General features: G+C 38.2%; 20 protein-coding genes and 1 pseudogene. 6 read left to right on the top strand and 15 right to left on the bottom strand.

The genetic code is table 11. The features are described 5' to 3' along the window. Positions 1-304 precede the first annotated feature (304 nt). The 7 genes and pseudogenes from IQ237_RS24325 to IQ237_RS24295 form a co-directional block, all read right to left on the bottom strand. The gene (locus IQ237_RS24325; RefSeq protein ID WP_194059769.1) at positions 305-1,183 is read right to left on the bottom strand and encodes a DUF2887 domain-containing protein; all 879 of its coding nucleotides are present in this window, start codon (positions 1,181-1,183) and stop codon (positions 305-307) included. Positions 1,184-1,402: 219 nt separating this feature from the next. After that, positions 1,403-1,831 (bottom strand): hypothetical protein, encoded by a 429-nt coding sequence (locus IQ237_RS24320; protein WP_194059767.1) that lies wholly within the window; start codon positions 1,829-1,831, stop codon positions 1,403-1,405. Positions 1,832-2,007: 176 nt separating this feature from the next. Further along, positions 2,008-2,428: pseudogene (locus tag IQ237_RS24315) on the bottom strand (glycosyltransferase WbuB); the annotation flags it as partial. An 815-nt stretch (positions 2,429-3,243) separates the two neighbouring features. Next, positions 3,244-4,503: a competence/damage-inducible protein A gene (locus IQ237_RS24310; RefSeq protein WP_194059765.1), complete on the bottom strand. Its 1,260-nt coding sequence runs from the start codon at positions 4,501-4,503 to the stop codon at positions 3,244-3,246. Positions 4,504-4,711: 208 nt separating this feature from the next. After that, positions 4,712-4,837, bottom strand: a complete 126-nt coding sequence (locus tag IQ237_RS27085; protein ID WP_375539920.1) for a hypothetical protein — start codon at positions 4,835-4,837, stop codon at positions 4,712-4,714. A 9-nt stretch (positions 4,838-4,846) separates the two neighbouring features. Continuing rightward, positions 4,847-6,130 (bottom strand): serine hydroxymethyltransferase, encoded by a 1,284-nt coding sequence (glyA, locus tag IQ237_RS24300; RefSeq protein ID WP_194059763.1) that lies wholly within the window; start codon positions 6,128-6,130, stop codon positions 4,847-4,849. Positions 6,131-6,273: 143 nt separating this feature from the next. After that, complete coding sequence (locus tag IQ237_RS24295; protein WP_194059762.1) at positions 6,274-7,542, bottom strand: RNA-guided endonuclease TnpB family protein; 1,269 nt, start codon at positions 7,540-7,542, stop codon at positions 6,274-6,276. Between the two features lie 402 nt (positions 7,543-7,944). On the opposite strand from IQ237_RS24295, the gene IQ237_RS24290 reads away from it, so the two are divergent. Together IQ237_RS24290 and IQ237_RS24285 are read left to right on the top strand one after the other, a co-directional pair. Then, positions 7,945-8,142, top strand: coding sequence for a hypothetical protein (locus IQ237_RS24290; RefSeq protein ID WP_194059761.1), 198 nt, complete (start codon positions 7,945-7,947; stop codon positions 8,140-8,142). 81 nt (positions 8,143-8,223) lie between these two features. Beyond that, positions 8,224-8,703, top strand: a complete 480-nt coding sequence (locus IQ237_RS24285) for a Tic20 family protein (protein ID WP_194059760.1) — start codon at positions 8,224-8,226, stop codon at positions 8,701-8,703. A 92-nt stretch (positions 8,704-8,795) separates the two neighbouring features. On the opposite strand, the gene IQ237_RS24280 is transcribed toward IQ237_RS24285, so the two are convergent. Then, entirely contained in the window at positions 8,796-9,569 is a 774-nt protein-coding gene (locus IQ237_RS24280) for a fumarylacetoacetate hydrolase family protein (protein ID WP_194059759.1), read from the bottom strand. Between the two features lie 183 nt (positions 9,570-9,752). Here IQ237_RS24280 and rpsF point away from each other — a divergent pair, with 183 nt between their 5' ends. Next, a complete protein-coding gene (gene rpsF, locus IQ237_RS24275) occupies positions 9,753-10,079 on the top strand; it encodes a 30S ribosomal protein S6 (RefSeq protein WP_194059758.1) in 327 nt (108 codons plus the stop codon). Positions 10,080-10,334: 255 nt separating this feature from the next. Continuing rightward, positions 10,335-10,895 carry an Npun_F5560 family protein gene (locus tag IQ237_RS24270; RefSeq protein ID WP_194059757.1) on the top strand — a complete coding sequence of 187 codons (561 nt, stop codon included), beginning with the start codon at positions 10,335-10,337 and terminating at the stop codon, positions 10,893-10,895. Positions 10,896-11,282: 387 nt separating this feature from the next. Here the strand turns inward: IQ237_RS24270 and IQ237_RS24265 are convergent, their stop codons facing one another. After that, a complete protein-coding gene (locus tag IQ237_RS24265) occupies positions 11,283-11,636 on the bottom strand; it encodes an STAS domain-containing protein (protein WP_194059756.1) in 354 nt (117 codons plus the stop codon). A gap of 504 nt (positions 11,637-12,140) precedes the next feature. Here IQ237_RS24265 and IQ237_RS24260 point away from each other — a divergent pair. Continuing rightward, a complete protein-coding gene (locus tag IQ237_RS24260; RefSeq protein ID WP_096569393.1) occupies positions 12,141-12,767 on the top strand; it encodes a DedA family protein in 627 nt (208 codons plus the stop codon). A gap of 114 nt (positions 12,768-12,881) precedes the next feature. On the opposite strand, the gene IQ237_RS24255 is transcribed toward IQ237_RS24260, so the two are convergent. Further along, complete coding sequence (locus IQ237_RS24255; protein WP_194059754.1) at positions 12,882-14,081, bottom strand: argininosuccinate synthase; 1,200 nt, start codon at positions 14,079-14,081, stop codon at positions 12,882-12,884. 482 nt (positions 14,082-14,563) lie between these two features. On the opposite strand from IQ237_RS24255, the gene IQ237_RS24250 reads away from it, so the two are divergent. Continuing rightward, positions 14,564-15,451 (top strand): alpha/beta fold hydrolase, encoded by an 888-nt coding sequence (locus tag IQ237_RS24250; protein WP_194059771.1) that lies wholly within the window; start codon positions 14,564-14,566, stop codon positions 15,449-15,451. A gap of 21 nt (positions 15,452-15,472) precedes the next feature. On the opposite strand, the gene IQ237_RS24245 is transcribed toward IQ237_RS24250, so the two are convergent. The 5 genes from IQ237_RS24245 to IQ237_RS24225 all read right to left on the bottom strand — a co-directional run bounded on the left by IQ237_RS24245 (position 15,473) and on the right by IQ237_RS24225 (position 19,659). Next, positions 15,473-15,658, bottom strand: a complete 186-nt coding sequence (locus tag IQ237_RS24245; protein ID WP_194059752.1) for a hypothetical protein — start codon at positions 15,656-15,658, stop codon at positions 15,473-15,475. Between the two features lie 318 nt (positions 15,659-15,976). Beyond that, complete coding sequence (locus tag IQ237_RS24240; RefSeq protein ID WP_194059750.1) at positions 15,977-16,186, bottom strand: hypothetical protein; 210 nt, start codon at positions 16,184-16,186, stop codon at positions 15,977-15,979. A 488-nt stretch (positions 16,187-16,674) separates the two neighbouring features. After that, positions 16,675-16,896 carry a hypothetical protein gene (locus tag IQ237_RS24235; RefSeq protein WP_194059748.1) on the bottom strand — a complete coding sequence of 74 codons (222 nt, stop codon included), beginning with the start codon at positions 16,894-16,896 and terminating at the stop codon, positions 16,675-16,677. A 246-nt stretch (positions 16,897-17,142) separates the two neighbouring features. After that, positions 17,143-17,457 (bottom strand): hypothetical protein, encoded by a 315-nt coding sequence (locus IQ237_RS24230; protein ID WP_194059746.1) that lies wholly within the window; start codon positions 17,455-17,457, stop codon positions 17,143-17,145. Positions 17,458-17,490: 33 nt separating this feature from the next. Further along, on the bottom strand, positions 17,491-19,659 hold the full coding sequence (locus IQ237_RS24225; RefSeq protein WP_194059744.1) for a peptidase domain-containing ABC transporter: 2,169 nt from the start codon (positions 19,657-19,659) through the stop codon (positions 17,491-17,493). Between the last annotated feature and the right edge of the window lie 197 nt (positions 19,660-19,856).

The following is a 19,856-nucleotide window of genomic DNA, read 5'->3' as shown; positions in this document are numbered from 1 at the left end:
GTGATTGGTGATTGGTGATTGGTGATTGGTGATTGGTGATTGGTGATTGGTGATTGGTGATTGGTGATTGGTGATTGGTGATTGGTGATTGGTGATTGGTGATTGGTGATTGGTGATTGGTGATTGGGTTATTAACTTCCCCTTGCTCCCTGCTCCCTGCTCCCTACTCCCTGCTCCCTGCCTCCTTTCAAGCTAACGCATTTTTATGGATTCATAGCTCTCTTAAAGCTGTCCTACTTACGTGTTTTCTCTACTGGGAGGATACCGTTATGTGGGCTTTCTTACTTCTCAAACATCCTCTGAGTTATTGATTATCTTCTAACCATTTTTCTAAATCTGATATATTTTGAAAATCTAATAAAGCTTCTCCTAAAGATTCTAATTCAGGAATAGAGAGCGATCGCACTTTAAATTCTAAATCTTCTGATATGTTTCCACAACGGCGGTTTAACAAGCGAATAGCGAGATTAGCTTCTCCTTTTTGGAGACCAAGTTTTTCACCACGTTTTTCACCACGTTTTTCACCACGTTTTTCGCCAATTTGCAAAACTTCTTGATAAAAACGAGTTTGAGTCACATCAGCTTCTCTCAGATTAAGCATTTTTTGAATCTCCTCTATGGTTAATTGAGTGAATTTGTTGACTAATATTGCTTCTACTAAATCTAATTTTAATCTAAATTCCGTTTCCGAAGTGGCACTGTCTAAAATTTGTCTAGCGGCTGATGCTGCTTGGGCTTCAGGTGTGACGATTAATCTTAATAACGCTAAATTAGGGGTTAAATTTTCTTGGTCTAATAAGTCTTCTAAGTATAATCTTTCTACTTGAGTATTAAGCAAGTTTTTATAGGGGATTTGTGATCCTAATTCCAGACGCTGGTTTCTTAAAATTAGTAATCCATGCCAATTTCGTTCTGTTTTGTATTGATCAAGATAGTTGAATATTCCGCTAAAATAACGACCATAAAATTTACCATCTCTTTGCATTTGTGCTTCGAGAAAGATTAAAGGTATATTCAGATTATTACTAATGGGAGTTAATAATCCATCCAAACGAGTTTCTGTTTCTTTGATGACGGGTGCGTTATATTCAAATTCACAATCATCAGGAATACCCGGTATTAATTCGGCTATTAATGAGGGTTGATTCAGGAAAATTCGATAGAATAACTTGTCCGTTTTCATTTAGTTATTCAATCCTCCACCTCCATAAAACAGACGCAAGAGCCACATTGATTCAGTATTATTAATTATTTCATGAACTTTTTTCAGGCTCATATCATAGTCAGTTTCAGACAAAGAGGGACTCGATATTTTCTTTAATCTAAAACCTTTATGAAACCTTCATGAAACCTTTACCAGCTTTAATAATATTTATATTAACCTATTAACAGCAAACCCTGATTAGTTGTTATTAATCCAAAAATCTTTGATGTTGTTACCACCGACAACACGAGACTGCTTGAATGTGAACTCACTCACAGAAGGATTACGATGGGGATTAATGACTCCTGTTGCTTGTTGCCAAAGTTCTGTTGGTGCTAATGATAAATGATATACAGATTCACGTTTACGGACGTGATACCATTTAGTTTCTTGGCAATCTTCACACCAAAAAGCCTCTAACCACTCACCCTCTAAAGGAACTGCGGTTTTGGCTGCGATTAACATCAGAGCTTCTTTTCGTCTGATGCCTCTCTCCTGTAGTTGTCCAGGTCTTTCCGCAAATAAACTGTATTTCTGACTCATGCTATCCATGTAGCAGTTATGTACTGGACAATATATAGCTCTACGCTTGGAACGATTCCGATTTCGGTCACACCTTCTCTGCACTTCGGCCTCCTCAATTTTGATCGAAAAAGATCACCAGAAGGTTGCGGCGGAGGGACTGAGATCAATAAGACCATCAAAGCCCTGCTCCTCATTGAAAATTTAAGTTATTAAATTCTAAAAACTAAGTTTTGTAATCCTGTGGGACATTTTATCACATTTGTGCTGATTGAAACAGTTTAGGTTATGGACGACAAACTAGAATGTTGTAGCACACAAAAATATTGGTTTGCAATAATTGGCTGCGTAAAATTTGATTGCAAATATTTTCGAGATGCTTTGTCCATCAGTTTTGCTAATTTGCGATCGCTATTCAGCAGTCGAATAGATGTAGTTTGAGTCATACTATCACTATTTTCAACAGTTACCCCACACACTTGCTATTAGCCATCATCTGTCGCAAATAAGAATATTTTGGATAAATTACGGCTATTGTTCTGCCCGATGCTAAAGCTGGGTGTAGTTTACTAGGTGCAACCAGGCTTTTCATCCCTGCTTCAACACTCACCAAAGACAGATCGCAAGCTGTCAGATAATAAGGTAGCACTTTTTTTCTTAATAAAACAGAAACAGAAAATTAGTTAGTCCTAAATCATTTACCTGCTATATAAAACCTAAACAAAGCTAGACTTTACTTTCTACTTCAACGGGAGCATGGGAGCGGTTATCCCTCCGTAGACTTGCACGCTGTAGCCCAACGCGATCTTTCTCAGGTTAAGATTTGGAAACAGAATATCACTATCAATGCTTGGTTTTCGCGTCGGTAATAGTCTGATTCAATACTTGATATCTGAGGATTATATATCAAGTTGGCATTTTTCTGAGCTAACTTATGTCCATTTTTGTCAACATAAGTATATTATTGTCTATAAAATGGTCAACTTAGGACAAGCTCCATATCGTGACACCGACCCATATCACCAGAATAGAGAACCGTGAATTTATTCACTAAATTATGTTCTTTCGCAAACCAGTTATTGTCCTTGACATCTTTAAAGCCTGTTAGGTTATTGGCATGGAATTTTTTCTTACCTGTCATATAACTTATACAGCATTGTCCTCTTAACATCCAATCAATTTAAAATTGTTCCGGACAAAATAACTCAGTGAAATCACTTTTTTTACTTAGGAATAGATTAACGAGCATTTTACATGATCTGAAACGCCATATTAGGATTTTCCAGGGTTGATATCAGTAAAATAGGGCAAAAGTCATGATAAATAATTTTTGCAAGCAGAACATAAATTGAACAAGGATTTTGTTCAAATTGCATAGAGTATTGATTATATATACCATAATTTTGGTCATAGGGATGTAGTCTAGATCATGAGGGGTTGCTGAAAAAGTCTTGTGGTGAAGACAGGCAAGAGGCAAGAGTTTGGGCTATCTGTTATACCGATTCTTCGATCTCCTCTTATACTGATTTCCTCACTATAACTGAACGACGTAAATTGTCTAATGCTGTGCAAGCACTGAGATGGCGAATGAAAGAGCGATTTTTCATATTTCCAAATTTACACTCATAACTTGTCACCTCATTTCCAGGACCAGCCATACCAATATACACCAAACCCACAGGTTTTGTAGCAGTACCTCCGCTGGGTCCTGCAATTCCAGTAATACTTAATCCCCAAGTAGTTTGGAGAAGATTTCTCACGCCAACAGCCATTTGTTCGGCTACAGTAGCACTCACAGCCCCAAACTGATCTAAATCTTCAGGGTTAACCCCCAACAATCTAACTTTCACGGTGTTATCGTAGGAAATTACCCCACCCCAAAAGTAATCAGAACTGCCAGGAATTTCTGTTAGTATTTGTCCCAATCCCCCACCAGTACAAGATTCTGCTACTGATAAAGTTTGTCCTGAAGATCGCAACAACTCACCAACAACAGAAGCCAAGGTATCATTATCCGCACCGTAATAATCTAAGCCAGCAATTTCCTTGAGTTGCTTTTCCACAGGTGCAATTAATTCCTCTGCTGCTTTTTCATCAGGGGCTTTGGCAGAAATTCGCAGCCTAACTTCTCCCTTGCCAGCGTAAGGTGCGACTGTTGGGTTAGGTAAATTCAAATAAGCAGATACTTTTTCTGCTAAGGCTGATTCACCAATACCCCAAAATTTCAAACTGCGGCTATAAATAATTTCCTGCCCCCAACCCTGACTTTTCAGAAAATGTACTGCTGTTTCAGTCCACATTCGGTGCATTTCACTAGGAACACCAGGGAAAGTCAAAACTGTTAATCCTGGACGGGGTTGCCAAATAATACCCGGTGCTGTTCCTGTGGGATTTGGTAAAATTTTCGCACCTTGGGGAATTAAAGCTTGTTTGCGGTTGCTAGGAGACATTACCCGTCCCCTTTGGGCAAATTTCTGAGTTATATCTTCTAGGATTTCGGCACTTTCTACTAAGGGAACACCGAAAAAGTCCGCAATGGTTTCACAGGTTAAATCATCTGGTGTGGGTCCTAAACCACCTGTGAAAATCAGAATTTGCACTCTGGAAGTGGCAATTTCAATCACTTGTTTGAGTCTTTCGGGATTATCCCCAACTACAGTTTGATAGTAGTGAGGAATGCCTAACTGTGCTAACTGCTGGGCGATAAATTGAGCGTTGCTGTTGAGAATATCTCCTAGCAATAATTCAGTACCAACACAAATAATTTCTGCACTCATGGGACTGGTGATTGGTGATTGGTGATTGGTGATTGGGAAAAATCTGAAACCCAAGAAACGCTTGTAAAAGTTGGGTTTCGTTCCTCAACCCACCCTACATGATTTATATGTTATTAGTTGACCGAAAAGTATTGAATTTACAGTAGACATCTCCAGAAAAGAAATTATGGAACCTATTTATGGGGGCAGGTCGAAGCATTTGGGATATCTAGCCGATACAATTAAGATCCTCTATCACCCTAAAGATTGGAGCGGGATTGACGTTGTAGCATAGAAATCCCAAGACTGCACCAGCTAAAGCAGTTGCTATTAGGGCTGCTTCTGGTTGGTGCATGAATGCTTTTTAAGCTAGGACAGGTACGGGAATTTCTAGGTGAGGATACAGGGGAAAGCGATCGCACAAGGCGGCGACTCGACGACGGCAATCTTCTGCTACTGTTTTAGAATCTGGGGAAAGTAGGCGATCGCTAATAATATTCCCAATTTCTGTAAATTCTGCCACTCCTAAACCCCTTGTGGTCATGGCTGGTGAACCTAATCTCAATCCACTGGTAACAAATGGTGATTCTGGATCAAAAGGCACTGTATTTTTGTTAGCGGTGATATTTACCTCACTCACTAATCTATCTGCTTTTTTACCTGTCATACCCACAGAACGTAAATCTACTAGCATTAAATGATTATCTGTGCCATTAGATACTAATTTTAAACCTCGATTTTGCAGTTGGGAGGCTAAAGCACGAGCATTTTCAATCACGTGACCAGAATAAGTTGTAAATTCAGGTTTCAATGCTTCCCCAAATGCTACAGCTTTACCTGCTATTACGTGTTCTAATGGTCCGCCTTGAGTACCAGGAAATACTGATTTATCAAACTTTTTACCGAGTTCTTCATCACGGGTTAAAATCAAGCCTCCTCTGGGACCTCGCAAGGTTTTATGGGTGGTGGTTGTCACTACATCACAATAGGGAAGAGGGTTAGGATGATGTCCTGTAGCTACTAACCCAGCAATGTGAGCAATATCAGCTAATAAGTAAGCTCCCACTTCATCAGCTATACTACGGAATTTTTCAAAGTCTATGATCCGGGGATAGGCTGAATAACCGCAAATTAACAGTTTTGGACGTTCTTTAATTGCTAAATCACGAATTTGATCATAATCAAGCTGTTCTGTTTCTTTGCTAACTCCATAGTGACGCACTTGAAACCATTTGCCGGAAACGTTCACGGGTGAACCGTGGGTGAGGTGTCCACCATGGGACAAGTCCATGCCCATAATGGTGTCACCAGGTTCTAGTAGGGTGAGGAAGACAGCAAAGTTAGCTTGTGCGCCAGAATGGGGTTGCACGTTAGCATGAGCAGCACCAAATAATTGTTTAGCTCTGTCAATGGCTATTTGTTCAATTTTGTCAACAAATTCACAACCACCATAGTAGCGTTTACCTGGTAAGCCTTCGGCGTATTTATTGGTTAATACTGAACCTTGGGCGGCTAGTACAGCAGCAGAGGTAAAGTTTTCACTAGCTATCAATTCTAGGTGATCCCGTTGCCGTTGTAGTTCTTGGTTGATTAAGTCGTTAACAGCAGGATCTGATGATTTAAGAATGTCTGAGTTTGTCTTGTTCACGGGAATTATCCTTTGATAAATTGGTAAAACGTGAGATTTGGTTGGCAGTACAGCACGGTAATAACAGCGTTATAACTGTTATTTTAATTGCCTTTGAATTTTGACTTCATTATTTAAGCTAAAGGAATTGATACTCCCCACGGCTAAAAGCCGGGGGATTCTTGAATAGTCCACAAACGAACCTTCAACGGTGCTATCAAAGACACCCTACTGATTCCACTGAGGTCTAGACCTAGTTTTATCGCTACTTTAACTAAAATATTAGCTGCTCCGTTAGCATCGGCATTTAATAAAATATTTTTTGCTGTTCTGAACAATCCACGATTCACACGCTTTCCTGATGATTGCCACCCTTCCGGTTTTGCACGAAATGTAGGTAGCACATCACCATCTAAAAATGAAGCTTTTGAAGTATATGATTCCTCTGTTTCTACAAATTGAATTTTATATTGGTTGCATAATTGCTGAATACGGTTTTTTAATTTAGCTGATGGAATTTGAACAAACTTTTGATTATTAAGTTTTCCCATATCAGTGTTATCTTTTTGTTTTTTATTCCACCCAAATACAATTGTGCCAATGTTGTTAGTTAAGCAATGATTAATTACCAATCTTGCAGCTTTATTAACGGCATCCCTGGCTTGACGATTGCGTTTTTCAGTGATGTGGGCTAATTTCTCATTCCAGAATCCTTGAGTTTTATTTTCTTTAATGGTAGCAATCCGTTTGTTGTACCATTGATTCATTGATTTTAAATGCTTTCCATCAATAATAAAACTTGTTCCAATATTAGAAATGCAAGTTAACCAATTATTTATGCCGTGGTCTATCCCTAATGCTCTAGACTTATCTAGAGCAACCGCAACATCAGGCTGCTTGTACACATATTCGATGTAAAAACACTTGTTTCTCGGTAAAATCCTCAATTCTTTAATGCTTTTAAACTCGATATTTGACGGCATTGGCAAGTAAAAAGCATCTAATCCAAACCACGTTTTTACTTTAATGCCAAGAGTAAACCTTAAAAGCCCTTCTTTGAGTTTTACATCTGCTTTTGGATAAGTAACTAAAGCTAGTCCACCTTTCCGATACCCAGGGAGCTTCGGGCGTTGCTCAACTGTTCCTTCTTTAATTCCTTTAAGTAATCCGATGAATGAATTAAAAGATTCTGCAACTGTAGTTAAACATTGTTGAGCAACGTGTGAATACATTGCTTGAAAATGGACGTTGCTTTTAAATAATTTATGCAAATCGTATTTTCCAGGTATCCTGCCAGTTTTAAAATACAATTGTCTTGCGTAATAAGTTCCGCAATTAGCAAGTTTAGCTGATTCTCCACACAAAAATTCCAGAATAGCAGCTAAATTTTCATCAGGATTGATTAAGTGTTGTTGGCATCCATAATTAGACATTTTTCTGATTTTCGATATTTTCCTGCATAATAACATGAAGTTTTAATACAGATTGGATGAATTATTCTATACAATTTTGAATGTGGCTAAAGCCAATCAATCGCTTTAATGCGACTAAAGTCGCTATCGACTTATCCCCATGTCTAAAAGCCTGGGGCTTGCGTCTCGTTTCAGGGTCAATATTTTCATGTATCAACCAAGGGGTTGTAAATTTCATCTGTGGAATTCTGCCTATAATTAACTAGAAAAATATTCGTATTAATTTTGACTAAGAAAAATTAAGATCCAAAATACATAATATACAATAAAACTATATGCAGTTAGCAAACATTTACTATTTTATTTATTTGCTATTTTGTGAGTTCCTGCCTTGATGCCAAAAGGAGCGATGGAGGTGTTGCGATGTTAGTTATTGTAACGGATGATCAAATCTTTGCCCCTGAGCAAGTTTGCCAATCTTGTTGGCTTGCTAACAATAGCGGTAAACCCCGTTGGCATGAGGGTAAGCTGCGTTGTGGTCAAGCTGTTCGCAAATTTACAGAACAGCAAGCAGAACAGTTTGAGTGTATGATGGGTTTCCGACTCGCCAATATAAAATAATCTAATTTATCAGCAATATCAAGCAACTGCGTTATCCTATGGACAAATAGCTATAAAAATTTAGCCATAGGAGAATTTACCATGAATTGGCGCGGCTCTACAACTGTTCCTGACCGAATTTTTGCTTGTTTGCCTTATTTACTGCCTTTAATTGACAGTTTAATCTTTGGTAGCTTTTTGTTGAGACAGTTTCCATTCTTAGGAGTGCTGTTGTTGCCTGTTCTACCAGTTCAAGCAGTTTATAATGCCTTGGGTCCGATAGGACAAATAGTTGTGTTTTTTGGACTGTTCATCTTTGTGGTGAGAAATGAGAAAATCAACCATTTTATTCGGTACAACGCCATGCAGGCAATTCTCTTAGATATTGTGATATTTTTGGTTTCCATACTGCTGCGAATTTTAACTCCTATCCCTGGTGCTGGCTTTGCAATTGAAACTTTAGCCAATACTATCTTTTTAGGAATTGTGGCCTCTGTTGTTTATTCTGTATTCCAGTCTTTAAATGGCCGTTATGCAGAAATACCAGCCATTTCTGATGCTGTTTATATGCAGGTGCGTTAGGTTAAATACCAATTTTAGATTTTGGATTTTAGATTTTGGATTTTGGATTAACAGTTTTGAGGATCAGCTGTTCCCAAAATCTCAAACAATAATTATCGTCGGATAACTATGTTTTCCAGGCGGCCAATACCTTCAATTTCTACACGGACGCGATCGCCTATATTTAATGGTCCCACGCCAAAGGGTGTACCTGTTAGCACTACATCCCCAGGTAATAGTGTCATCACTTGACTGATATAAGACACTAAAAAATCTGGGGAAAACACCATCTGATCAATACCAGCAGATTGGGCAGGATGGGGATCATCATTCAAAAAGGTTTGTAATCTCGCTCCTGGGTTCAATTCTCGCACAATCCAAGGACCTAAAGGGCAAAATGTATCAAAACCTTTGCCTCTTGTCCATTGGGCATCTTTTTTTTGTAAATCTCTGGCTGTAACATCATTGGCAATGGTATAGCCCCAAATTTTGCTTTGGGCTGCCTCTGGTGTACAGTCACTGGTGCGATCGCCTATCACTAACGCTAATTCTCCTTCATAGTCTACCCGTTGTGACTGTGGAGGATATTTGATTTCCATTTCTGAGGCGATAACTGTGGTGGGTGGTTTGAGGAAAATCAGCGGTTCATCGGGTACGGAAGTTCCCATTTCTGCTGCATGGTCAGCATAGTTCTTTCCTACAGCCACAATTTTCGAGGGTGAACAGGGAGCTAGGAGTCTGTATTTGTCCGGTTCTAAAATTAAATCAGTGGGTTGCCCTTCTAACCAAGGTGGAGCGTCCAAAACTTCCACGTTTAGGGATAATTGCAGCAAACCATAGTAAATTTTTCCTTCTTGACTCTTAACTCGCACATAGCGTTGCGCCATAACTTTGATTAATATCCTTAGAGATGCAAATTTCGGCGGATGAGGCTGATGATTTTCATCGAAAACTGGTAAGATTATAATTCCTTGTTGCTTCCGATGTTGATTTTGACCAGTAACTCATCTGTTTTACTTGTATAAATCTATATCAGCAGCCTTTTTTGTCCATAAGGTGACTAAAAATATATGACCACAGTTTACGAGACAATGTACATTCTCCGCCCTGATTTGGGAGATGAGCAGGTAGAACAAGCGGTTACTAAATACCAGAACTTGTTGACTGAACAAGGCGCACAGAATATTGAAATTCAAAATCGTGGGAAGCGTCGTCTGGCTTATGAAATCAACAGACACCGTGACGGCATCTACATCCAATTTAACTACACAGCCCCAGCAGGTGCGATCGCTCCTTTTGAACGTGCTATGAGATTGAGCGAAGAGGTAATTCGCTACTTAACAATCAAGCAGGAAATAAAAGAAGACAAGTCAGATAAAGAAGCTGTAGCTGCTTAAAAAGTTCTGAGTGAGGAATTCTTCGGGGATTCCTCCCATTTAGATAAGTTTACGATTCTAACAGTTGTCAATTTCTCCTAATTGCGATATGTTTTGAATAAAATCATGACGTAAGTGTTTTTTTCATACATATACAGTATAGGAAAGGACATCATAATAAATAGTTTTAAAATATTTTATTTTTGTCCCTAGCACTTACTTACCAAAGTTAATAAAGTTAATATTGTCGCAGTTATTCCTAAGAGATAAATCGCTGTGAGCCAATCTAACACACCCGAAATCCAAGCACTTTCTACTGAAGTATCGCAGTTGCATCAAGAGTTGCAACTAAGAGACCAATTAGTGCAACAGCTATCTCAAGAACTGTTCCGGCTGGTTAAGGGTAATACTAGCTTTATTCCGCAAAAGGCTGAACCTGAGTATGATTTGAGTCAGTTAGATGCTTTAAAGGAACAACTCCAAGCTGTGGAAGAGCAAGTAACGTTTTACCAAGAGCAAATTGCCTCTCGTGACTCGGAAATTTACCAATTACGACAGTCAGTTCAAGAATTGACTGATCGCAGTCGGATGTTAGAGCAAGTAGTACAAGAATTACCACAAATTTACCGTCGTAAGTTTGAGGAAAGAATGACTCCAGTCAGGGAGAAAGTGGCAATGTTACAAAGAGAAAATCGTCAACTACAAGCTGAACTACAAAGTGTAAGTTATCGGTTAGCACTCAAAACTCGCCACTCAAGTCATAGTGGTATAGATTTGCCAAACTTTTCTAGTCCTATATCTGGACAGGAAAATATATCTACTCCGCAAAATGTTTAGACGGATATGGTAATTTAGAAGTTTATATTCAGATTACAGCAGATTGCAGATACATTAGGTACAGAATCTAAATTGAAACCTATACACTAAGCTAGTTTTACTCCTGACTCCTGACTCCTGCTGTAATTGTCTGATTAATTATTTTTTTAAAGCAAGTAGTTTATTGCTAAAATTAATTGCTATTCGGACTTTTTCTCAGGTTTTATCAATTTGTATCGCCTAGCGGCCAAACCTCTAGTCAACCTAGTAATATTTTGCAGGTGCAATAGAGATTCAGCTTGCTAGAGCGAGAATTTAAAGGGTGATTATATCCAGTAATGTGCTGTCAATATGACAAGCGAAAAAATATTCTTAAATTGGCTATTTTTCCTAAGAAAAGCCGAGAATTTAGCCTACTGTCACTAGACTTTGCTTATTGAGATGAGAAAATATATCTTCGCAATCATTAACTATCTCAAACACTGAATCTAGGTGAGTAAGTTCCAATACTAATCTTACAGGAGCTTGCACGTTGCAAAGAACTAAGCGACAACCGCTTTCGCGTACAGCTTTCAGTGCTTGAACTAGGGGAACTAAACCAGAGCTATCCATGAATTCAACTTCTGCGAGATCGATAACCCAGAGTTGATCAGGTTGAGGTTTTACTCCAGCCATCTTTTCACTCAAGGCTGTACCAACCTGTAAGTCTATGCTTCCTTGAGGTTTGAACAAAATCACTTGGCGTTCTTGTGTAAGAGTCATGAATTTAACTGGGTAGTTGAACAGGGCAGTTGAAATGTTCAGAAAATGGAAATTATATCAATCAAGATTGAGTGTCAACAGTGTAAATACTGTTTTTTCTTAGTCAGACAGGACTTAATGCAATTATAGTCGATATCTATGGAACTGCTACAGGAATCATGACAAACGAGAGTATAAAATTTGATAGATATTCCCAATATAGTCATAAATGACTGTGGATTTCGGTAGCCAATTTAACTGTTATTATTTTCTTATAATTTGTGTGTATTTTTATAACTTTTTAATAATTACATTTCAGAAATGTACATAATATCATGTCTATTTCTATAGTTATCATATATTTACGTGCAGGAAATACGGAAGAAGACAATTTTGATTACAAGAGCAATGATCAGGTTTTTGTGATTATGACCGTCAATAATGAATTACCAATTATTTGACAGCCTAACTCCAGACAAGCCAAAATATAGTAAAAGTAAAAATTTGTAAAGTCGGCGGTGCTGGATGTCTTTTGAGCTATTTTCACTAGAAAACATCCAAGAATTTGCTCAATCTTACGGTTATTGGGCTATTTTTTTGGGAATTTTGCTAGAGAATTTGGGCATTCCTCTTCCTGGTGAAACCGTGACTTTAGTGGGCGGTTTCCTAGCTGGTAGTGATGAGCTTAATTACTGGCTGGTTCTGGGTGATGCTGTTACAGGTGCTGTAATAGGTGGTACTTTCGGCTATTGGATTGGTAGGGTTGGTGGTTGGCCGTTCCTGTTACAAGTGGGAAAGATATTCCGCATATCTGAAACCCGACTGCTGAGTATTAAAGATCAATTTAGTGAAAATGCTGCTAAAGCTGTATTTTTTGGTCGTTTTTTCGCATTATTGAGAATTTTTGCGGCTCCACTTGCGGGTATTGCCGAAATGTCTTTTGGTAAATTCCTGGTATATAACTTAGCAGGAGCTTCTGCCTGGGCTGGTGTCATGGTGACTTTAGCTTTCTTTGCCGGCAGAATTGTTTCCCTAGAACAATTAGTAGCTTGGGTAAGTCAATTTGCAATTTTGGCTTTACTTATTCTAGTTGCTGTAATTGTTGTGCCTATTTGGTGGGAATCTCGCCAAGTTAAGCATTTGGGGGAATAGGAGATTCAATTTTGGATTTTGGATTTTGGATTTTGGATTGGTTAATTTCAATCTAAAATCTAAAATCTAAAATCTAAAATTTCAGTCACCAGTCCCCAGTCCCCAGTCACCTAATTACTTATTACCTTGCGCCCAAATGCGGGTAGGTAGTCCCCAGACGTAGATAAAGCCTTCTGCGGCTTTGTGATCAAATTGATCTTCTGCTCCGTAGGTGGCTAAGTCGGGAGTATAAAGGGTGTTATCACTCCAACGTCCTACTATGGTGGCGTTACCTTTAAACAGTTTTAACCGCACAACACCAGAAACTCTTTCCTGTGTTTGTTGAATAAAAGCATCAACTGCGGCTTTAAGTGGACTGTACCAAAGTCCGTTGTATACTAGCTTTGTATATGTTTCTTCAATACCCCGTTTGTATTGAGTGACATCTGCTGTTAAAGTTAGGCTTTCTAAATCACGATGGGCATTAATTAACACCACCATTGCAGGTGATTCGTAAATTTCCCGTGATTTAATGCCTACTAGGCGGTTTTCAATCATGTCAATGCGCCCAATACCGTGATTGCCGACGATGGTATTGAGTTCTTGAATTAATTGTACTGGTGCTTTTGATGTACCGTTGATGGTGGTGGGAATGCCTTTGGTAAAGCCAATTTCCAGATATTCCGGTTCATTGGGAGTATCAGCTATGGCTTTAGTCATTTCATAAATTTCTTCTGGGGGTTCGTTAGCTGGATCTTCCAAAGTACCAGCTTCGATACTGCGACCAAGTAAATTTTTGTCAATACTGAAGGGAGAGGATTTTTTTACGGGTGCAGGAATACCAAACTGCTCACCATAAGCAATAGTTTCTTCCCGACTCATTCCCCATTCTCTGGCAGGTGCAAGAATTTTTAAGTTGGGGTTTAGTGCTGTACAGGAAACATCAAAACGTACTTGATCATTACCTTTACCAGTACAACCGTGAGCGATCGCATCCGCACCATATTTTTCGGCTGTTTCTACTAATACCTTAGCTATCAAAGGTCTAGCTAATGCAGTTCCTAGAGGATAACGATTTTCATAGAGTGCATTGGCTTGAATTGCGGGAAATGCGTAATCTTGGACAAAGCTATCTTTGACATCCGCTACTAGAGATTCACTTGCACCAGATTTTAAAGCTTTTTCTCGTACTGGTTCTAATTCATCTCCCTGACCCAAATCTGCTGCTAGGGTGATTACCTCTTCAACTCCCCATTCTTCTTTAAGGTAGGGGATGCAAACAGAAGTATCTACTCCACCAGAATATGCTAAGACAACCTTTTTGGCGCGACCCATTAGTTTCTCCACTTAGGAAAACAAACAATGAGTCATTATTATATCTAAACTTAACCATGTATAGTTTTTTAATGCAACAACCATTGTCATGGAAAGCTGTTAATTAACCTGCCCTATAAAACCTAGACAAAGCTAGACTTTACTTTCTACTTCAACGGGAGCATGGGAGCGGTTATCCCTCTGTAGACTTTCACGGTGTAGCCCAACGCGATTGTGTTCCAATTAAGTTTCTGAAAAAGACTACCACCATCATTGCTTGGTTTTCGCGTCGGCAATAGTCTCAATTCAATACTTGATATCACCGTATTATATATCAAGTAGTTGATTTTTTCCGGAAAATATATTGATTTTTGCCAATATAAGTATAGTTTTGTCTATGAAATTGTCAACTTAGGACAAGCTCACTACCTAGTCAGGATATGAGGAGTTGAGAAGACTGCTATCCTGAGTATTAATTATGAATTATGAACGATAAACTGCCCATGACAACTTCTACAAATGTATTTACCTCCTTCAAAACCTGGCTTTGGCAAGGCTTCCCTATCTGTTATCAAACCCAAGGCACTAATGGACCTGCTGTGATTTTGGTGCATGGCTTTGGAGCATCTTGCGGACATTGGCGCAAAAATATACCAGTTTTAGCAGAAAGTTGTCGGGTTTATGCCATTGATTTAATTGGTTTTGGCGCTTCCGCTAAACCGCAACCAGGAGAGAAAATAACCTATACATTGGAAACCTGGGGACAGCAAGTAGCAGATTTTTGTCGGGAAGTAGTGGGAGAACCTGCATTTTTAGTAGGAAATTCTATTGGTTGTATTGTGGCAATGCAAGCTGCGGTAAGTAACCCAGATATAGCTTTAGGAACTGCTTTGCTGAATTGTTCTCTCAGGTTGTTACACGATCGCAAACGGCTAACTTTACCTTGGACTAAACGAGTTGGTGCGCCAATTTTACAAAGAATTTTATCGAATCAAACAGTTGGTAACTTCTTTTTTAGTCAACTAGCTAAACCAAAAACTGTCAAAAAGATTCTTTTACAAGCCTATAGTAATGCAGAAACAGTTACAGATGAATTAATAGAAATTTTAATGAAACCAGCAAGTGATCCAGGTGCAGCAGCAGTATTTTTGGCCTTTACATCTTATTCTAGTGGACCATTACCAGAAGACCTTTTACCTGTACTACCTTGTCCAGCGATTATTTTATGGGGAACGGCTGACCCTTGGGAACCAATAGATTTGGGTAGAGAGTTAGCCAATTTTCCCCAAGTGCAAAAATTTATTCCCTTAGAAGGAGTGGGACATTGCCCCCAAGATGAAGCTCCTGAAGTGGTAAATCCAATTTTACAGGAGTGGATTGGCAAAACTTAATTTTTGGATTTTTCCAGATCACTACCACCATCGACGATGATGGTGATGTCCTTTATGCCAGGGACGACCCCAGCCTGGTCCACCCCAACCGGGTCCACCCCAACCGGGTCCACCTCCCCAGCCACCCCAGTGACCACCAGATAGAAGTTCCTGTTCATTGCTGGATATATCCTGAACTAAATCGGATTTGATGTTTTGATTTGACATGATTGTTAGCCTCAATTAATTGACTCAATTGGTTTATAAATTTGATGAACCTAGTTTTTTTATAAAATTAGTATTGATAAATGTAATTATTCTGTGGTTATAAGTTAATAGTTATTATTTCTGTCTTTTGACTTATCCTAAATTCATATAGGACTCCGATAGCGGTCAAATTTGATTTATATATTTTTGACAGGATGCATAAATCATGTTTAAGAATGATTGCACATTTTGCACATTATCATACTCCCAACTTCTCGACAAAGTTGGGAATTTTGTTGATTGCTATTGATTGAGAATTTCTATCTGGAATTAACCTGATTAATCCCAGTTCTGATAGCCATCAGAATAATTGAAACCAGGGTAGTTATCAGGGCAAGGAGAGGGTGTATATCGTTTGTAATCTTTGTATTCTCCGCAACAGTTTTTGGGTTTATAACAAGGAGAATAGTGGCATCTTCCTCCAGAGAGAAACTGCTGTTGTTCTGCGGATAATTCCACTAATTCCAATTTATTGATTTGATTTGACATGATTAATTGCCTCACTTACATTTTTCGGGTTGTCAGTTTTAGGTAACACCCTGCATTTAAAAAATTTGATATTTGTGGAATTACAAAACTCAGGAGTTTGATTTTGTAACTAAGATTTTCTTACTCCTTTCCCACCCCAAGAATACCGATTGAATAAACCACGTTCGCGAAGCGTGCCGAAGGCATAGACGCGAAGAACACGAAGGAAGAACAGAAGAAAGATAGGTAATCTTACACCGGGAAGGGAGTATTACAGCATTTTCCGGTGTCATGAGGTACACTTTGGGCTGGTAAGATGCCCACCCCACAAGAGTTTCATGATTATGATTTGTACCTCATAAAAACGAAATCTGCTGTAAGTAAGGGAGAAGAAAAAGAGATTGTTGAAATTCTCTCAATATTCTCTCAATTAAGATATGATTTTTCTCCTCCCTGAACTACAGGAAAAGTCTAAGTTACAAAACTATCGGTCTGTAGAAGGTACTAATTTAGGAACTGTACCCTTGGCCGTAATAAGGACGACAGATGTAGGTGGGGTAACGTTGTGGGTAATAGCCGCGACCATAGTCGTCACCACGACCATAGCGATCATCATCCATTCCACGACCGTATTGACGGTATGGTTGTTGTTGCTGTCCTCCAGAGAGAAGTTCTTGTTCTTCTATGTTTAATTCAACGAGCAAATTTGATTTCTTGGTTTGAGCAGACATAATTATTTACCTCACTTACTTGTATAGGTATGTAACAACCTATCTTTTTATTATTAATAATTTTTTCCAGTTTTAAATTATTCTTTGGTTATAATTTCAGAATAAATATTTATTTCTTTTAGCTCATGTTTTTTACGGTGAAGTAAATAATCATCATGCTTTTTTAGGGTTGATTGAAATTTAAACAGACAAATGATGAGAATAAATTACTCTCCATGAGAAAAGTGAAAATTAATTTCTTATAATTTAGGAAAAAAAATTCTTGATAATATCAGGGAGTAAGCTACTCCATCTATTACCAACTGAGCGAATGTTTGTTAGTCCAAAGTTAAAAGATACACCTAGGGTAATTTGTGACAACCTATATTTACTGTTTTGTGAACTAGATTCATTTTCTCCTAGATTTAACTCATTATCTGCGCTACTGTCAATGTTAGTAGTTTGTAAGAAAAAATCAGTTTTACCGATCACATCAAAATTTTTACCAGAAATTAAACTCTCTTGTTCTGTCTCAGATAAATCAACGAGTAAATCCTGATAATCTGGTTTAAAATTTTCCATCATAATCTTATAATGAGCGGATGAAGAATATTTTTAGATTGTGAGAAATTGTAAATGTTCTCCTGGCTGAGAAATAAAATTTTCAAGACTACCTTGGATTTGCACTTGACCTTTATCCATGAAGACTATCCAATCTGCTCGATTTACCACACTAGGACGATGGGTAATCAAAATTGTAGTTTTTCCTTTGCGAGATTCCAATAATCGATCTAGAACGTGACTTTCACTAACTGGATCTAATCCTGCGGTAGCTTCATCTAAAATTAAAATCGGTGGATTTGTGAGTATTCCCCGTGCGATCGCTAATCTTTGTCTTTGTCCACCGGAAAGATTTGCCCCAAATTCTCCTAACACAGTTTGATACTTATTAGGTAATTGACTAATAAAACCATCAGCATCAGCAATTTCACAAGCTTGAACAATTTGATCAAAAGGAATTGAAGGCATTCCTAAACGAAAATTCTCTAAAATTGAACGACTCCAAAAATGCGGTTCTTGGGGTACATAAACTACTTGCTGTCGCAAACAATCAAGGGAAAGATCATGAATATTAAAAACCCCGATGCGGATATTACCTGAAGTTGGCTCATATAAACCTGCAATTAGTTTTGCTAAGGTACTTTTACCACAACCTGATTTACCAATTAAAGCAATCACTTTTCCACCAGTAAGTTTAAGGGAAAAATTCTCTAATAAATCAACTCTTCCTGCATGGTGAAATGTCAGATGGGAAAAATGAATATCCGCATCACCAGAGATTTGGACAATTGGTTTTTGACTACCGCCAACAACTTCTGGTGTGGCATCAATAACTTCTAATAAACGAGAAATTGCAGTTTGAGAACGGAAATATTCATCTACTAATCCGACCACAATACCAATTAAGGCTAAAACATTCACTTGTAAAGCATTGAAAGCCAACATTTGACCAATAGTTAATTGGTTGTTAATTACTAACATACTGCCTAAACCCAATAAAATTACACCACCAAGGGTAGAAAGAAGTTTAGCAACCGTACCGTTAATAATTCCGATTTGAATTGTACTGAAAGTAAGATTAGCTAAACGACCAAAACGGCTTTGAAATTCCTCCCAAAATTGAGGAGCAGCATTAGTTGTTTTGATTACTTGTGCGCCTTTAAAAGTCTCTACTAATACCCCTTGATTTTCTGCACCTAAAACTAATAAACTGCGGGTTTTTTGTTGCAATATGGGTAAGAAGGGCAGAGTTGCTAGAGTCATTAAAGCCCCAAAAATAATCACTGCTATTGTTAATTGCCAGCTATAAAAAAGCATTACACAAAAAGAAATAATAGCAATAAAAAGCTGACTAGGTAACAGCACTACAACTTGAGAAATTAACTGATTGATTTCATTAATGTCACCCAAACGGCTGGTAATTTCACCACTACGACGAGATTCGTAATAACTCAAAGGTAATTGCAGTATTCTCCTGCCAAAATCCAAGACTAATCCTAATTGTAATCGTTGACCAAAATGGGCAATCATAGTAGATTGTATGACTTGCAAACTACTACTAAATATGGTCATGACAACAACAGCAGATACTACTACTGTGAGTAGCTGAATATCTCCCCTAACTAAAACATCATCAGTTAATAATTGGATTAAAATAGGGCTTCCAAGAGATAAGATACCCAGGATAATATTGATTATCAAAACTTGAGTTAGCAATCCCCGATAGGGCAAAATCCGCATAAAAAAGCGTAACAAACCACCATGGGGTTTCTCTTGGGGTTGTTGAGAAAAACGCTCTGGATCTGGCTCTAATAAGAGCATTACTCCATTCCAAGCTGCTAATAATTCTTCGCGTTTAATATAGCGAATACCTACAGCCGGATCAGCAATTACATATTTTTTACCCTTTTTGCCATATAAAATAACCCAGTGATAACCACGCCAATGAATAATTGCTGGTAGTTGAATTTCGTTGATTCTATCTACAATTTCTGGTGAGGCTTTAACGGCTCTCGCATTGAATCCTAGATGATCAGAACCACGTTTTAAACCTAATAAAGTAGTGCCTAGTTGTCCTGTTCCTACTGCTTCTCGACTTTTATTTAAGGTTAAGAAACGTCCGTAATATTTGCAAATGGAAGCTAAACAAGCTGCTCCACAATCTTCTTCACTAGCTTGTAAAATACATTGGTATTTTATTTGAGGTTGAAATAGGTTAAACATAATAGAGAATTTCAGAAATAAGAGGTGACAGGTGACAGGTGACAGGTGACAGTAAATAGTTAAGAATTTACTAATGACTAATGACTAATGACTAATGACTAATGACTAATGACTAATGACTAATGACTAATGACTAATGACTAATGACTAATGACTAATGACTAATGACTAATGACTAATGACTAATGACTAATGAC

Source organism: Sphaerospermopsis sp. LEGE 08334 (assembly GCF_015207205.1).
In the GTDB taxonomy this organism is placed as follows: Bacteria; Cyanobacteriota; Cyanobacteriia; order Cyanobacteriales; family Nostocaceae; genus Sphaerospermopsis.
Note: the sequence above shows the minus strand (reverse complement) of the source record. Positions and strands in the feature narration are given on the sequence as shown.

Excerpts from the sequence above, each read along its gene's own strand:
- rpsF (WP_194059758.1), top strand. The coding sequence starts at position 9,753 with ATGACCACAGTTTACGAGACAATGTACATTCTCCGCCCTGATTTGGGA.
- IQ237_RS24225 (WP_194059744.1), bottom strand. The coding sequence starts at position 19,659 with ATGTTTAACCTATTTCAACCTCAAATAAAATACCAATGTATTTTACAA.
- IQ237_RS24245 (WP_194059752.1), bottom strand. The coding sequence starts at position 15,658 with ATGTCAAATCAAAACATCAAATCCGATTTAGTTCAGGATATATCCAGC.
- IQ237_RS24250 (WP_194059771.1), top strand. The coding sequence starts at position 14,564 with ATGACAACTTCTACAAATGTATTTACCTCCTTCAAAACCTGGCTTTGG.
- IQ237_RS24235 (WP_194059748.1), bottom strand. The coding sequence starts at position 16,896 with ATGTCTGCTCAAACCAAGAAATCAAATTTGCTCGTTGAATTAAACATA.
- IQ237_RS24260 (WP_096569393.1), top strand. The coding sequence starts at position 12,141 with ATGTCTTTTGAGCTATTTTCACTAGAAAACATCCAAGAATTTGCTCAA.
- IQ237_RS24255 (WP_194059754.1), bottom strand. The coding sequence starts at position 14,081 with ATGGGTCGCGCCAAAAAGGTTGTCTTAGCATATTCTGGTGGAGTAGAT.
- IQ237_RS24290 (WP_194059761.1), top strand. The coding sequence starts at position 7,945 with ATGTTAGTTATTGTAACGGATGATCAAATCTTTGCCCCTGAGCAAGTT.
- IQ237_RS24265 (WP_194059756.1), bottom strand. The coding sequence starts at position 11,636 with ATGACTCTTACACAAGAACGCCAAGTGATTTTGTTCAAACCTCAAGGA.
- IQ237_RS24285 (WP_194059760.1), top strand. The coding sequence starts at position 8,224 with ATGAATTGGCGCGGCTCTACAACTGTTCCTGACCGAATTTTTGCTTGT.
- IQ237_RS24230 (WP_194059746.1), bottom strand. The coding sequence starts at position 17,457 with ATGGAAAATTTTAAACCAGATTATCAGGATTTACTCGTTGATTTATCT.
- IQ237_RS27085 (WP_375539920.1), bottom strand. The coding sequence starts at position 4,837 with ATGCACCAACCAGAAGCAGCCCTAATAGCAACTGCTTTAGCTGGTGCA.
- IQ237_RS24295 (WP_194059762.1), bottom strand. The coding sequence starts at position 7,542 with ATGTCTAATTATGGATGCCAACAACACTTAATCAATCCTGATGAAAAT.
- IQ237_RS24240 (WP_194059750.1), bottom strand. The coding sequence starts at position 16,186 with ATGTCAAATCAAATCAATAAATTGGAATTAGTGGAATTATCCGCAGAA.
- IQ237_RS24310 (WP_194059765.1), bottom strand. The coding sequence starts at position 4,503 with ATGAGTGCAGAAATTATTTGTGTTGGTACTGAATTATTGCTAGGAGAT.
- IQ237_RS24325 (WP_194059769.1), bottom strand. The coding sequence starts at position 1,183 with ATGAAAACGGACAAGTTATTCTATCGAATTTTCCTGAATCAACCCTCA.
- IQ237_RS24280 (WP_194059759.1), bottom strand. The coding sequence starts at position 9,569 with ATGGCGCAACGCTATGTGCGAGTTAAGAGTCAAGAAGGAAAAATTTAC.